The 14503-nt window shown below is 41.9% G+C and carries 15 protein-coding genes; 6 read left to right on the plus strand and 9 right to left on the minus strand.

Annotation, left to right across the window (positions count from 1 at the left end):
* Window positions 1–30 precede the first annotated feature (30 nt).
* From ACE4RR_RS03340 to ACE4RR_RS03350, 3 genes are all read right to left on the minus strand, one after another.
* Complete coding sequence (locus tag ACE4RR_RS03340) at window positions 31–231, minus strand: hypothetical protein (RefSeq protein ID WP_375533979.1); 201 nt, start codon at window positions 229–231, stop codon at window positions 31–33.
* A gap of 71 nt (window positions 232–302) precedes the next feature.
* Complete coding sequence (locus tag ACE4RR_RS03345) at window positions 303–1184, minus strand: DUF4097 domain-containing protein (RefSeq protein WP_375533980.1); 882 nt, start codon at window positions 1182–1184, stop codon at window positions 303–305.
* 25 nt (window positions 1185–1209) lie between these two features.
* Window positions 1210–1518 carry a hypothetical protein gene (locus tag ACE4RR_RS03350; RefSeq protein WP_375533981.1) on the minus strand — a complete coding sequence of 103 codons (309 nt, stop codon included), beginning with the start codon at window positions 1516–1518 and terminating at the stop codon, window positions 1210–1212.
* Window positions 1519–1719: 201 nt separating this feature from the next.
* On the opposite strand from ACE4RR_RS03350, the gene ilvD reads away from it, so the two are divergent.
* Complete coding sequence (ilvD, locus tag ACE4RR_RS03355; RefSeq protein WP_375533982.1) at window positions 1720–3408, plus strand: dihydroxy-acid dehydratase; 1689 nt, start codon at window positions 1720–1722, stop codon at window positions 3406–3408.
* Window positions 3409–3572: 164 nt separating this feature from the next.
* Entirely contained in the window at window positions 3573–3731 is a 159-nt protein-coding gene (locus tag ACE4RR_RS03360; RefSeq protein ID WP_375533983.1) for a hypothetical protein, read from the plus strand.
* Window positions 3732–3986: 255 nt separating this feature from the next.
* Here ACE4RR_RS03360 and ACE4RR_RS03365 read toward each other — a convergent pair whose 3' ends face one another.
* The 5 genes from ACE4RR_RS03365 to ACE4RR_RS03385 form a co-directional block, all read right to left on the minus strand.
* Window positions 3987–4226: a hypothetical protein gene (locus ACE4RR_RS03365; RefSeq protein ID WP_375533984.1), complete on the minus strand. Its 240-nt coding sequence runs from the start codon at window positions 4224–4226 to the stop codon at window positions 3987–3989.
* A gap of 53 nt (window positions 4227–4279) precedes the next feature.
* Window positions 4280–5215, minus strand: a complete 936-nt coding sequence (locus tag ACE4RR_RS03370; RefSeq protein WP_375533985.1) for an aldo/keto reductase — start codon at window positions 5213–5215, stop codon at window positions 4280–4282.
* Between the two features lie 151 nt (window positions 5216–5366).
* Complete coding sequence (locus tag ACE4RR_RS03375) at window positions 5367–5675, minus strand: hypothetical protein (RefSeq protein ID WP_375533986.1); 309 nt, start codon at window positions 5673–5675, stop codon at window positions 5367–5369.
* Between the two features lie 13 nt (window positions 5676–5688).
* Entirely contained in the window at window positions 5689–6243 is a 555-nt protein-coding gene (locus ACE4RR_RS03380; protein WP_375533987.1) for a hypothetical protein, read from the minus strand.
* Window positions 6244–6321: 78 nt separating this feature from the next.
* Entirely contained in the window at window positions 6322–7023 is a 702-nt protein-coding gene (locus tag ACE4RR_RS03385; RefSeq protein ID WP_375533988.1) for a BMQ_0737 family morphogenetic spore coat protein, read from the minus strand.
* A 207-nt stretch (window positions 7024–7230) separates the two neighbouring features.
* On the opposite strand from ACE4RR_RS03385, the gene ACE4RR_RS03390 reads away from it, so the two are divergent.
* Complete coding sequence (locus ACE4RR_RS03390; RefSeq protein ID WP_375533989.1) at window positions 7231–9024, plus strand: prolipoprotein diacylglyceryl transferase; 1794 nt, start codon at window positions 7231–7233, stop codon at window positions 9022–9024.
* Between the two features lie 525 nt (window positions 9025–9549).
* Here the strand turns inward: ACE4RR_RS03390 and ACE4RR_RS03395 are convergent.
* Window positions 9550–11391 carry a nucleotide sugar dehydrogenase gene (locus ACE4RR_RS03395; RefSeq protein WP_375533990.1) on the minus strand — a complete coding sequence of 614 codons (1842 nt, stop codon included), beginning with the start codon at window positions 11389–11391 and terminating at the stop codon, window positions 9550–9552.
* 217 nt (window positions 11392–11608) lie between these two features.
* Here ACE4RR_RS03395 and ACE4RR_RS03400 point away from each other — a divergent pair, with 217 nt between their 5' ends.
* Genes ACE4RR_RS03400 through ACE4RR_RS03410 form a run of 3 tightly spaced genes read left to right on the plus strand, consistent with a single transcriptional unit; the run spans window position 11609 to window position 14496 of the window.
* On the plus strand, window positions 11609–12718 hold the full coding sequence (locus tag ACE4RR_RS03400; RefSeq protein WP_375533991.1) for a DegT/DnrJ/EryC1/StrS family aminotransferase: 1110 nt from the start codon (window positions 11609–11611) through the stop codon (window positions 12716–12718).
* The gene (locus tag ACE4RR_RS03405; protein WP_375533992.1) at window positions 12715–13776 is read left to right on the plus strand and encodes a Gfo/Idh/MocA family protein; all 1062 of its coding nucleotides are present in this window, start codon (window positions 12715–12717) and stop codon (window positions 13774–13776) included. The genes ACE4RR_RS03400 and ACE4RR_RS03405 overlap by 4 nt, the downstream gene beginning before the upstream one ends.
* Before the next feature lie 24 nt (window positions 13777–13800).
* Window positions 13801–14496: an N-acetyltransferase gene (locus ACE4RR_RS03410; RefSeq protein WP_375533993.1), complete on the plus strand. Its 696-nt coding sequence runs from the start codon at window positions 13801–13803 to the stop codon at window positions 14494–14496.
* The last annotated feature ends 7 nt before the right edge of the window (window positions 14497–14503 follow it).

Genomic DNA, 14503 nt, shown 5'->3' on the forward strand with positions numbered 1-14503 from the left:
CAGTCACTGCCGGCTTTGTGTATTGTCGAATCATTCTCTTTCCTGGTATCCACCGCTGCTTTCTTTTTCCTTTGATACTAACAGTCCGTAAAAAATCACAAACATCATTCCAGCGAAGCCCAATATTTCAAGGACAACGGCGGGCATTCCTTGTAAATGGGTAACGCTTAGAAAAAATAATAGAACAAAGACAATCATCAGCAGAAATAATTTAAACATCGGCTGTCTCACCGCATCGCCTCCTTACCCAACCATTTTATGCGGCAAGGCAGGACATATGTCTGTTATTCACTGCCTGTGTATCATTCCTTCAGTTCAACATCTCCACTAGTCGTGCGAATCGTAAGTGGTATATCTCCCTCTCCTTTTGTTCCTCGTAAAGACCGCTCCTCCTGGGAAGTTAATGAGTCTAATGGAATGTCGTTTTCAATGTCCCCGCTGGACACTTCGACATCCAGTTCCAGGTCTGCGCCGCCTGTAATAATCTCCACGTCTCCAGATGTCACTTCAATGTCTATTCGGCCTGACATTTCTTCCCACTCTGCTTCAAAATCCCCTGACGTTAACACCGCTTCCATCGCACCAGAGAAAGTCAATACCTCCATATCCCCGGAAGTGGTTTCAAGGGATGCATGTTCAGCCTCTGAGTCCTGAATCATCAGATCGCCCGAAGTTAAGGAAATACTGAGTTCTTTTGCTTTCACCTCATCAACCTCTACATTACCTGAGCTCAGATCAGCAGCAAATACTCCTAAATTTAATGGACCAGCTACAGATACATCTCCAGAGCTCCCGTAAAGCGAGATCTCCTTTTGAAAATCCTCCGGTATTTTCACCGTCCACTCCCGTTTCTGAAATAAAACAAAGGAAAAATCCGGCCACCAGTGATTCCGTTTTTGTTCAATTAAAATCGTGGAGCCATTTTGACTTACCACGGGCTCATCCTCAGAGGAATTCGATAGGGAAACGACTTCCACTGTATCCTTGTTATGCGTTTCTATATTGATATCCGCCGAAGAGAAGTTTACCTCAATTCTGTCTGTATTCCCCAGCTCAGATTCCGTAACAGCCTGGCCCGCTCCGTCCTGAGGAGCCGGCTTCCATTCAATGACAGTAGAAAATAAAGTCCCCGCAATAATAAGTAAGCCAACGAGAATTAAAAAAACTCCAGCTAATTTTTTCATTCAGTTCTCCTTTTCCGCTGCGTTCTCATGAAATATTGGCTTTCTTAGACAGCCAGCCTTTCCAGATCAAATAAGCAGTTACCGCAATAGCTGCTATTGTCAGTAAAAATGGAAGCCAGCCGGCAAGAATAAACGCTCCAAATATGATTAACGCGAGACCTCCAAGGTGCATTGCCCCTGACTCTTTCGTGCGAATTAATTTAACCCCTCCATAAAAAGAGGCAACAGCGGCTGCAAGTGCAAGCAGTCCGAAGATTTCGTCTCCTAAGAATATGACCAAAACAGCCGCAAGTATGACCAAGGCCAATATCTTATTTCTTTTCCCATCAAGCATCATATTTCCTCCTCGATCTTTCTTTTTTCTTATTATTTTTATTTTACCTTGAAGAACCTTTAGAAGACGACAGAGCCAAGAATGATTTTCTCTCCGTCTTCAGGCGGATGAAGGATATGTATTTGATTGCTTTCGCTGTTCCTAGTATTATCTATTAATAGATAGTGAAATAGTTTGAATGGAGAAGAGAGGATGAATAGTATGGAAGATAAAGATTTGCGCATACGCAGCAAAGTGATCAGCGAGGGCGTGAACCGCGTGCCTAACCGGTCCATGCTCCGTGCCGTTGGATTTGAAGACGAAGATTTTAAGAAACCAATGGTAGGGATTGCGAGCACGTGGAGTGAAGTGACGCCTTGTAACGTACATATTGACGGCCTTGCCCGTGAAGCAAAAACCGGCGCTGCCAGCAACGGAGGAGCTCCACTTATATTTAACACTATTACTGTTTCCGATGGTATTGCAATGGGACATGAAGGAATGAATTATTCCCTGCCGAGCCGGGAAGTTATCGCTGATTCTATCGAGACTGTCACCGGGGCTGAACGTCTCGACGGCCTGGTTGCCATCGGCGGCTGCGATAAGACAACTCCGGCATGCATGATGGCTATCGGCCGCTTGAATCTTCCTTCAGTCTATGTTTACGGCGGTACAATTCAACCCGGAAAACTTAATGGGAAAGATATCGACATCGTTTCTTCCTTTGAAGCAGTCGGGCAGTACCAGGAAGGCCAGATCAATGATGAAGAGTTATATCAAGTGGAATGCCACGCCTGTCCGGGAGCCGGTGCGTGCGGAGGCATGTACACAGCAAACACGATGGCAGCTGCTGTCGAAGCACTTGGAATGAGCATTCCAGGCTCTTCCTCTACTCCTGCCATTAATAAATATAAAGAGACTGAATGCCAGCAGGCCGGCGAGATGGTTGTCGAGCTGCTGAAACAAGACATTTATCCGCGTGACATTATGACGAAGAAAGCATTTGAAAATGCGATTACTGTGGTTATGGCCCTTGGCGGCTCCACTAATGCTTTCCTGCATTTAACAGCTATCGCTCATTCTGCCGGAGTCGATCTCAGCTATGAGGATTTTGAGGTCATCCGGGAAAAGGTCCCTCACATTGCTGATCTGAAGCCGAGCGGTAAATATGTAATGCAGGACCTTTATGAAATCGGAGGCGTTCCTGCAGTCATGAAAGAACTGCTTGCAGGGGGCCTCCTGCACGGCGACTGCCTTACCGTTACAGGCAGAACACTCGCAGAAAATCTTGCCGAGGCACCGGCACTAAAAGAAGGTCAGGTTATCATCCGCCCTCTTGCAGAGCCGCTGAAGCCGACCGGTCCGCTTGTGGTACTGCGCGGCAACCTTGCTCCTGAGGGCGCAGTTGCCAAAATGTCCGGTCAGAAAATCAGCCGCTTTGAAGGTCCGGCCCGCGTATATGACAGTGAAGAAGCAGCTACAATAGCGATCGGCAACAATGAAATCAAAGAAGGTGACGTTCTCGTTCTCCGTAACGTCGGACCGAAAGGCGGACCGGGAATGCCGGAAATGCTTTCGATTACTGCGATGATCGTCGGGAAAGGCCTCGGCGGTAAAGTGGCACTTATGACCGATGGACGTTTCTCCGGCGGCTCACACGGCTTCGTTATCGGCCATGTGGCACCAGAAGCCGCAGCAGGAGGACCGATCGGTATTCTGCAGGAAGGTGACACAGTCGTTATCGACAGTGAAACACAAGAAATCAACATGCAGGTGAGCACGGAAGAGTTGGCCGAGCGCGCAAGAAATTGGACGGCACCAGAGCCTCGCTATAAAACCGGAATCCTAGCCAAATATGCCAAGCTCGTTTCCTCCAGCGCCCAGGGTGCTGTCACCGATAAAAATTTATAGTATCTGCTTAAGCTCAGCCAGTGAGGCTGAGCTTTTTTTATGACATGTATTCGAAAGCTTTCTACAGCATATTCGACGGAAAAAGCAAATGCTGAAGATGATGACAGGAGGTTCCCTGCTCACAAGGCAGCTGAAACGCTTGTGATTGAAAGCGGACATCATCGGTGGAAAAAGCCACGGAAGCAGGGAAAAGTGTAAGCAACACTGGAAACCAAAAAGTTCGGCGGGAAAGCGAGCTGGGAATGGTGGATACGCCGTTCCCAAAAGTGAAAACACTTGCAGTAGCGGTGGAAACCAGTTACGCCAAAGGGGAAATCCCCTGAGGAGTTGCGAAACGCTGTCTGCGGAAAGGATCGGCCAGAAGCACAGCTGATCCACAATTTTTTCCACCGTTTGCGCTGTTATTCACCATAAGGTGATTGATTTCACAGCTTACCTCTGTCTTTCCACTCCTTCGTTAATCGAATCCCCATTTGCAATTGAGCTTTCCGCTGATACCTACAACATTTCCACCGAAAAAATCCTTTATCAACAAAAAAAGACTGCTCCACACATTGGAACAGCCTCCTCTACTTACATTAAGCTTTTTCTACGACGTACGCTTTCTTTTCACGGAAATATTTCTCGCCGTCATCTGACGAATGCTCAAAAAAGCCTTCAAATTCATGGACGACTTTATATTGTCGATCAGGATCAGTAAACAGCTGATTGGCATTCGTAGAAAGCAAAGCGACATCGGTTGTCGTAACAAAGCTGTCTAACTCCTGCGCTGTATAATTTTCTCCGGGCTTCAGTGTATTTAATCTCAATCTTGCCATTTTATCAAGCCTCCTGTGATTGCGTTTCCCGGTGCTGAATCTAACTAAACCGGTTATGAAAATATATCGCTGATCTTTTGAATGTCTGTCTGTGTAAGCTCTACGTTCAGCGTGTTTAGATTATCGATAACCTGATCCTTCCGCTTGGCCCCTGGAATAATCGTATCAATGGCATCATGCGTTAAATACCAGGCAAGTACGACATGAGCGGTATCGGCATTCTTATCTGCTGCAATATCCTTGACCTGTTCCACTTTTTTAAGGTTGTGGTAAAAATTTTCCCCTTGAAAAAGCGGACTGCCGCTGCGGATATCATCTTCAGCAAATGTTGTATCCCGGTTATATTTTCCTGCGAGTAATCCGGAAGCAAGAGGAAAATATGGAACAAATGAGATCCCGTTTTCCTGGACATACGGGAGTAATTCCTTTTCTGCTTCACGTTTGAACAAGTTATATTCTGATTGGATAACACCGACATAACCGTCTTTATTGGCCTGTTTGAGCTGTTCCAGGGAAAAATTGGATACGCCGATGGAACGGATTTTTCCTTCGTCCTTTAGTTCTTTCAGTGCTCCAACCGCTTCATCCTTCGGAGTGTCTTCATCCGGAAAATGAATATAATACAAATCGATATAATCTGTCTGCAGCCGCTTCAAGCTGTTTTCCACCTGCTGCTTCAAGAACATGGGAGAATTATTAATTACAACCTCATTGCCTTTGAATTCATGAGCCCCCTTTGTCGCAATAACCACACTGCTGCGGTCGTACTCTTTTACAACCGCTCCGGTCAACTCCTCTGAATGCTCTGGTCCGTAAATAAATGCTGTATCCAGAAAATCCATTCCGTTCTCTATCGCTGTGCGGACTACATTTTTTCCTTTTTCTTCATCAAGGTCCGGATAAATGTTATGCCCTCCGACCGCATTTGTCCCAAGTCCGATTGGGTTCACTTCAATGCCTGTCCGGCCAATTGTAGTTCGTGTATTCATTAGTAAATCTCCCTTCCGTTTCATGCTGATATTTTCCACTTATTCCTATACCACTTACATGAACTGTAAAACATGGGCAGCCCAACAAATAATTAAGTGTCCCTAAACAAAAAAAGCCGGGGCTGCGGCCGGCCCCGGGTTAAGTCATTATTTAGTCAGAGACTTTTGCATTCTTTGAAATTTCATGTAGAAATTGCATGTTTTTTTTCTGTAAAAGGTCCACTTTATTTATTAACTCTTCCCAGTTCACAAGGTCTTCCCCCTCTTCTGCCAGAGGTTCATCTTTATGCTTCATCAAATATAAGTAAAGCAAAAGCATCGCATCATTTGGCGGAGCAATATTAATGGTCGTTCCACCTCCCTGGCCGAGGTATGAAGAAGGCTGGTTCATCTCTTCCTCTAATTTTTTTATAACCATTTTTTTTATTAACTCTTCCAGATCTTTATTTTCACTGTTCATCCCCACACCTCGCTTACGCATTGATAATAATAGAGTTCAAGGCAGGCTGGCCATCGTTATTTCCATCGGAGTAAACAAACCCATCCATGGTAAAAGACGTCTCTGCAGAAAATTTAACCTGAAAGTTTTCAAATAATATTTGCTGATTTGGCAATATTTTTTTTTGATCAATAGGCTTTAGGCAATATTGTGTGTGCGAGTCAAGGTGCTCAAGCTCAAGCCTTTCCCACGTGAATTTATAAGCCTGATTTGATTGATTAGGTCTTAAATACTTTCCAGAGAAATCAAAAGAGCTGTCCGAATCGATTTTCAATAAAATGATGGGAGCATAGCTGGAGTCAGCTGACAGATTTTTTACATGAAAATTACCAATAATAACTAAGTCTGAAGCGGGGTCTTCCTCTACTAGAAGAAGTGAATAATTAAAGTAGCAGATGAGATTTTTTGAGGGTGGCGAGTCGGTGCGGAGGCCTGTAATTAATTCTTTTACTTTACGATGAGTTTGGTCCATATCTCTTTCTAGCTGGGAGAGTTTTTTTGAAAAATCCTGAAAAGTCTTCCTTCCCATTTCAAACACCTTCTTTACATGAATAAAGAGGGGATGAGTATCCCCTTTTATTCTATGCAAGTAAATTAACAATAATTATCAGCTATCGTCATGGTCAGGGCACCAGTCATCGTCATGGCCAGGGAACAGCGCAGGACATTGCGGTGGAATGGCAGGAGAAGGGCATTGATCAACAAGAATATCTCTTGGCTGGCAGAAATCTGCTTTTAGTTCAAGGGTAACATCCGCCACTGTTTGAACACTTTGACAAAGGCTTAACACAATGTCCACACTTGCAAGTACTCCATTTGTACAATTCACTCGTACGCTGCATTCAACATCTGTTAATCTTACAAGCAATCTTGTTCCATCCGGAGCACACAGAAAAATGGACTCAGGAATTTCAATTTCGATTGGAGCAGACTGTTCAACAAATGGTGTGGTGCCGTCGAGGCCACTAAATTCAACTACGACGGTCAACGTCTTTAAGAATGTAACTTTTTGAAGCTTGACTTTTGAACGATCGATTGCAAACTTTCTGCTTTGGCGCTCCCCGATTTCACTGACTGGGATTTCTGCGTTTTCTGGCAGTGGGTCTCCAGTAATCGGGTCAATCAGGAAACAATCAGCGGATAAATTACTAACTGCCGGTCCACAGGGATCAACAGCCAGCGGCCCGATGTCCTCAGCGGAAACATTTTGACTGACATCCGCCTGTAGGATAACCCAGTCGTACACTTTCTCTGCATTTATACATAAAAGCTCTGGGCCAACGGGTTTGCGGTGGTGGTGGTTTTCCATAAAGAATCTACTCCTTCGTGAATTAATTTCTTCCGTATCATGCTATGTCTCCCATTAACTCTGTGTTACTGGTTACATAACTTTTGGGCTTAGTTTCACAACACTTATTCATTGCAGGTTAAAGCCTGCCCACTCATTTTTTGTCACAGTTGGGCATTTGTACGCATATTATATTCTATAACCAATAAGAACGTGAGGGTGATTGTTATGAAGCAAGGAGGTCATAAAGAATTCGTCTCCATTTTTTCGAGTCAGCTTCAACAAATATTAAATGAAAAGGATCAAAAAATTGGAGAAAATCCAATAAACCAGCTTCAACAAGAGCTTTCTTATGTAAAGAAGGAATACGAATACAATCAAAATGTCCTTAATAAGGTAAATGAATCTTTTCAAAAAACTCTTTCTGAAAAGAAAAATATACAGCAAAGCCTGGGTGAAAAGATGAATGAAATAAATGAACTTGGCAAATTAATTAGATCTCAGAGGCAGACTACGTCTGATCTTGAATCTTCATTAACCGACTGCTATAACAAAATTCACGAACTGGAGCACCGTTTATCAGAAGAAAAAGGAAAAGTAGAGCTTTTTCAAGGCTTATATGAGAAGCTTCTGGCAGGAAACATCTCCCTTCATACTAAATTAGATCACCTAAAAGATATGTTCGAAAAAAATATTTCCCTTCAGCATGTTCTTCTATTAAATGAAGAAAATTTAAGCCAAAAAGATAAACCATTTAATCAAGTTATTCATACCCTATCCATTAAAGGAGAAAAGCAAGAGCCTAAAACAATTGAAATGGCTCCAGAATCCGGAGAGGAGAGTACGGATAATATGTTTTACGAAAGTGAAGACTCATTTCCAAACAACAACGGAAATTTTTCAGCTTCAAGCACCGGGGGAAATTCACAGATGAATCATGAAAAGGATGTACAGTCTAAAAAAATAGATGCTCTGCAGCAAGAAATAGCTGAAATGAAACAATTGTTGAAAAATAATGCAGCAAACAACTCGCCCCATCAGCAAAGCGAGCCAAAACAAGTAACCTTTCGGGACATTCAAAAAGCGAGATCGGTTCATTCACTGCCAACAAAAAATAATTCAGCACAGCCAAAGGCTTCAAGATCGGAAAAGGCATATGTGCAGCGTGCGAAAACCTTCACACGCGAAAAAAAAAATGAATCCGTTGGAAAACGAGACTACGTAAAAAGTCAGGTAAAGAAAAAAAAAGCGGTCCCGGCATCTGACTATGACTATCGGGACCGCACTTATTATGAGGCACGTCACGATAATCCAATGGAAAAATCAACTTCCAGTGAATCCAAAATAAATGACTCGGTTTTATCTACTTCAAAAGAAGCAGCAGATGTGGCAGCGGAACAGTCATCGGAAATTACTTGGGACACTAATAACATGGAAGTATTGGCTGAAAAAACGTCAGAAATGGGAAAGACAGGACATCGGTCAGAAACAGCCTCTGAAAATTCAGTGTCTGATGTACCGGCATCTGAGGCCCATGTGGAAGCGTCCGAAACAGCTGCCGAACCAGGTAAAGAAATACATTTGGCTGATAATACTGTTGAGAAACCGACTCCAGCTTCCTCATCCATTGACAATAAGTTGAACGCTTCCGAAACTCAGGCTGCCAAACCTCAGACTCAAGAGGTAGACAACGAAGTGGTTGAGAATGCGATGCCTGCTTCCCAGCAGCAAGCAGCCGAACGTCAAACCGAAGCACCGGCTGAAAACAAGAATAGGAACTTACCTGCTATAGAGGCTGAGAAGAAGCACCAGCAAAGCCCAATTTCTGCTTCTTCAAATTCCTATTACTATGCAGGTGGAAAAGAATCAAACACCTCCTACAAGGCTGAGCCTTCCGAAAAAAAATCTGACGAAAATCCAGATTATACTATGGAGGATGTCAGTGGAAGCGTAAGCAAGGAAAATCAAAATAAAACAATCTTACAAATATTATGGGAAAAAATATATAGCACCACCTATTAAGAAAAATCCAGCAGAAGAAAAACTTGGCGACCAGCCAAGTTTTTCTTCTTATAGTCTTGAAACCACAGTGGAAATCCACTTTCGTTTTTCGCGGTTTGGTGAAATAGTTGGATTGTACAAATATTTGCTGAATCAGTTTGCTTCATCCATTAAATCTTGAGTATGGCAATTATACTTAGATTGAAGAACAGAAGGCGGCGACTCCCTCCGGAAAGGTTGATATACCAGTAGGTTAGAAGGTGATAATATCTCTAAAAAAATATTTTGTTGTCAAAGAACAACAGAAAGCTTTGCAGAAGTAAAAAAATGGTAAATACGGTGAAGCGTTGCGGTCGCTCCGGAGGGATCAGCGAAGTCTGAAAATCCATTCTGCCGAAGCTTCGCTGAGACAGAATTAGTTGAAGACAAGCCCCTCGGAAAGCGGCCGCCTGCAGAGATGAAATCAACTAAATCTATACTTATTTAATTAATAAAAAAGCTAAGACTTTCGCTATTGACTTAGCGAAATGCCTTAGCCTATCTTGTTTAAAGTCTCCACATTATTATATTTTTTGCAAGCATATCTTCAGAAATAATGCCTTTCAAATCCATACAGATACTTTTCTGCTTTTTGAAAAGACTTCGAAAGGTATCCTGATTCATTTGGATAAATTCATTATGAGGTACTGCAAAAATGACCACGTCTGCTTCTTTTAATTCATTAATTTTCCGAAGTGTGGTCTGTCCCTCATCCTGAAATTGCTCATTAGTAATGTGAGGATCACAAACTTGTATTTGGAAAGGATGAGATTGGAGGAACTTTACTATTTCTAACGCCTTCGAGTTTCGCATATCAGAAATATTTTCTTTAAAAGTGATGCCAAGCATCGTTATTGTTATTTCACTTTCCGTTAATTGGTGATCGTATATTAATTTCAATAAACTATTTCCAATATATTCGGGCATTCCATCATTAAGTTCCCTGGCTGCAGCTAAAAATCTCGGTTGGTATCCTTCCACTTTGGATTTATGGATCAAATAATACGGATCCACTCCAATGCAATGTCCTCCCACCAATCCAGGAGTAAAAGGGAGAAAATTCCATTTTGTGCCGGCGGCTTTTAACACTTCATACGTGTCAATGTTCAGCTTATGAAAAATCTGGGAGAGCTCATTCATGAATGCAATATTTATATCTCGCTGCGTGTTTTCAATAATCTTCGATGCTTCCGCTACTTTTATGGAAGAAACCTTGTGTACTTTTGCAGTTAACACCTTTTGGTACAATCCATATATTTTTTCTAAAGCTTCGATATTTGTTGCGGATGCTACTTTTTCGATGTTTTCAAATACATGCTCTTTGTCTCCTGGATTGATCCTTTCCGGAGAATACCCCACATGAAAATCCACTCCTTCTTTCATGGAAGAATATGCTTCTAATACTGGGATACATACTTCCTCCGTTGTACCAGGATAAACCGTGGATTCAAATATCACGATAGTGCCTGCAGATAAATTTCTCCCAATGGTGGCAGAAGCTCTCTCAAGCAGCTTTAGATCCGGTTCTTTTCCATCATTAATTGGGGTAGGAACCGCAACCACAATAAAGTCACAGTCACGAAGTTTTGCTTCTTCATTCGTAAATTGAATGCACGAATTTTTCAGCTCATCCTTAGTCATTTCTCCTGTATGATCTACATGCATTTTAAGACTGTCTATTCTTTGTTTATTAATATCGAAACCTATCACTTTATACTTCCCCGCAAATCCAACGGCCGCCGGCAGGCCCACATATCCAAGACCAACTACGCCCACTACTGTCTGCTTATTATCCAATGACTCGTCATTAATATTTTTTGGAGATGTTAAATGGTTTCTAATTTTTTCACCTATATTACTGATTACATCCTCCACTTTCCTCCTGACGTTTCTATCCTTCGAACGAACGACCGGATTCTGAACCTCCACTACCTCCATCCGCATTTCCTTCCATCTGCGAATGGCATCAGCTAAATGATGACTTTGGCCGGCATTCCCTTGTATGATTGCTATCCGTTTTACGTCCATTCCGGATTCTAAGAGAAAGGTGATAAATTGTTCATTGATATCGGTGGAATCGCCCTTTTGAAATAAAACGACAAATGAAATTTCGGTTCCTTCCCAATGCTTAATCCCCTTTTCATTACTTTGGCTCAAGTAACAAAATTGTTCACTTTCCTCCAGGATTAACTTTCTTGCTTGTTTTAACATATCTTTATTTCTTGTATTGGATTGCTTCTCTTCAATACCTATAACAAAAAAGCCCATCTTTAAGAGAAGCAGACTTAAATGAAATCCATCTAATTCCAGACAATTTGTCACTAGAATCGTTTCCTTTTGAGATAGCATATATATTTTCCTTTCATTCAGCCTGATTATTCTTGATATATGCTCTTTAAAAAGGTGAAGTTACAGGCTTAAATGAAAAAAGGCTTTCTACCCTATTAAAATGAATTCTATCCAATTGTTTCTTCAAACAAGGTTAATGCCGTGCCTTTTCCACCCACCTGACAATAAATTAACAAAGAATGATACTGCTAATTAATTTATGGCAAGGGGTGAGGGAATGCTTCCTTTACTAAACGTTAAGAAACAATTCGACTTTATTCATGATGAATTGATGGAAAAAATCAACTCCGTCTTACAAAGCGGGCAATATATTTTAGGTCCTAATGTAGAAGAACTTGAAAGAAATATCGCTGATCGGATAGGCACTGCTGATGCGATAGCTGTCGCAAACGGTACGGACGCATTAGTACTGACTTTAAAAGCTTACGGAATTGGAGAAGGAGATGAAGTGATTACGACTCCTTTTACTTTTTTCGCGACCGCTGAAGCGATTACCCAGGTCGGAGCCACTCCGGTGTTTGCAGATATAGAACGGAAGACCTTTAATTTGGATCCTGGAAAGCTGGAAGACAAAATTTCCTCCGCCACAAAAGCTATATTGCCGGTTCATTTATTTGGGCAGCCAGCCAGAATGGATGAAATTACTGCGATTGCTTCTAAACATGGCTTGATTGTTATTGAAGACGCCTGCCAGGCTTTTGGAGCACAATATAACGGCAGGATGGCCGGCAATTTAGGGGACGCAGCTTGTTTTTCTTTTTTTCCAACCAAAAATCTAGGCACTGCAGGAGATGGAGGGATTGTTACCACGTCCGATCCGGTTATTGCAGGAAAAATAAGATCTTTAAGGGCACATGGAAGCAGTAAAAAATATTTTCATGATGAAATTGGCTTTAACAGTAGACTGGATGAAATACATGCAGCAATATTGTTAACCAGCTTGAAACACATTGATGAGTGGAATAATAACAGAATTACCATTGCAGATAGGTACAAGGAAAAGCTGAAAAATACGACCAACATTCAATGTCCAGAAAAAAATATAAACACCAAACATGTTTATCATTTATTTTGTGTAGAATCCCCCTGCAGAGATGAGATGGTTAAGTATTTAATGGAGAAAAAAATTCAGACAGGAATTTACTACCCTTGCTGTGTTCATCTGCAGGCCGCATATAAATACCTTAATTTCCAAGAAGGTGACTTCCCTGTTGCCGAAGCTCTGTCCAAACGATTATTTGCCATTCCTCTTCACCCTTTTCTAAGTACAAAGGAACAGGATTTAGTTATCGCTGCTTTACAAAGCTTTGAGGTGAAGAAAAAATGATTCGTATTGGATTAATTGGCTGCGGCTATATATCTAATAAACATTTAGACACCATCAGTACTTTTCCAGAATTGTCACTTCAGGGAGTGAGTGACCTGCAATCCGGCAGGATGGAAGATGCCATCCAGTACTACAAGCAAAAAACAGGATCGAACACAAATATTAAAATGTTCAGCAATTATAACAATCTGCTGAAGCAGCCGGACATAGATGTAGTCGTTATTTCGGTGATATCCGGGCTGCACGCCATAATCGCAAAGCAGGCATTAACTGCGGGAAAACACATCATCCTGGAAAAACCACTCGCACTTTCAATGAAAGACACCGATGAAATCATAAAGTTGTCCGATATTCACGATAAACAGGTGCTTGTCTGTCATCAACTTCGCTATCACCCCCTCATGCAAAAAATTAAACAGCTGTTGGAAGATGGCAGCCTTGGAAAGCCATATTTTGGGACGGCAGCCATCAGAATTAACAGAACACCAGAATATTATACTTCCGCCGGCTGGAGAGGGAGCTGGGAGCAGGATGGAGGAATGCTTATAAACCAGGGCATTCACCTGATTGATCTGCTGATATGGTTGATGGGAGATATTGAAACCGTCTATGGAGATGTGATGAATACTTCCGATGTAAAAGAAACCGAAGACATTGCAGCCGCCATGCTGTCGTTTAAAAACAAAGCAAAAGGAGTGATCGAAGCAAATACGATCACTCAGCCAAAAAACATCGGTTATTCTATGGCACTCTTTTGTGAAAAAGGCACCATCTGTTTAGGACCTGGGATTACATCTGTGGAGCACTGTTATATTTCTGGAATGGGTGAAACAGCTGAAGAACTGGTGAATGGCGAGTTGAAAGGAAATGAACATTATTTAATGTATCAAAATTTTCTCGCAGCTATTACTAAAAAAGAAAATCTTCTTATGAACGCCCGTGAAGGGAAGAGAGCTTTGGAAGCAATATTTGCTATTTATCAATCAAGCACGAGTAAAAATGTAATCACCCTGCCGGTTACTAACTTTTCAACAGGTGATATGGCCGGGAAAAATTAAACACTTTCTGTAAGGGGCAGTGATATGATTGATCCAACTGTAAAGATCGGTAAGAATTTGAAAATCGGCAGCAATGTCGTTATTGAAGATAGTGTGACCATTGGTAACGATGTGGTTATCGGCCACAATGTAGTTATTAAAAAGGATACTTTTATAGGAAATAATGTTTCCATCTCAGATGCAACAACGATAGGGAAATATCCATCCTCCAATAATAAGATGGCCAGAAAACCTTCTCTATCACTCCAGCCTCTTGTCATCGGCGATCATGTTACAATCGGAAGCAATTCTGTTTTATATCGGGATACAATTATCTGCAGCGGTGTATTTATCGGTGATTTGGCGAGCGTAAGAGAAAAAGTAATGATTGGAAAGGAAAGTATTATTGGACGAAACGCAATCGTCGAAAATAACACAATGATCGGCGAACGCGTTACAATCCAGACTTCTTCTTATGTGACCGCTGATATGATTATCGAGGATGATGTATTTATTGGGCCGTGCTTTTCCTCCTCCAACGACAAATACATGGGAAAAGGTAATTATACGCACCAGGGACCGGTTCTTAAAAAAGGCTGTAAAATTGGAAATAACGCTACCTTACTTCCTGGGATAATCATTGGAGAGAAAGCGATTGTCGGTGCCGGCGCCGTAGTAACAAAGGACGTTTCAGAAAACTCCATTGTGGTAGGAAATCCGTCCAAGTCAATAAATGCATAATTGTAAA

This window comes from Alteribacillus sp. HJP-4 (assembly GCF_042139015.1).
Lineage (GTDB): Bacteria > Bacillota > Bacilli > Bacillales > Marinococcaceae > JBHIKY01.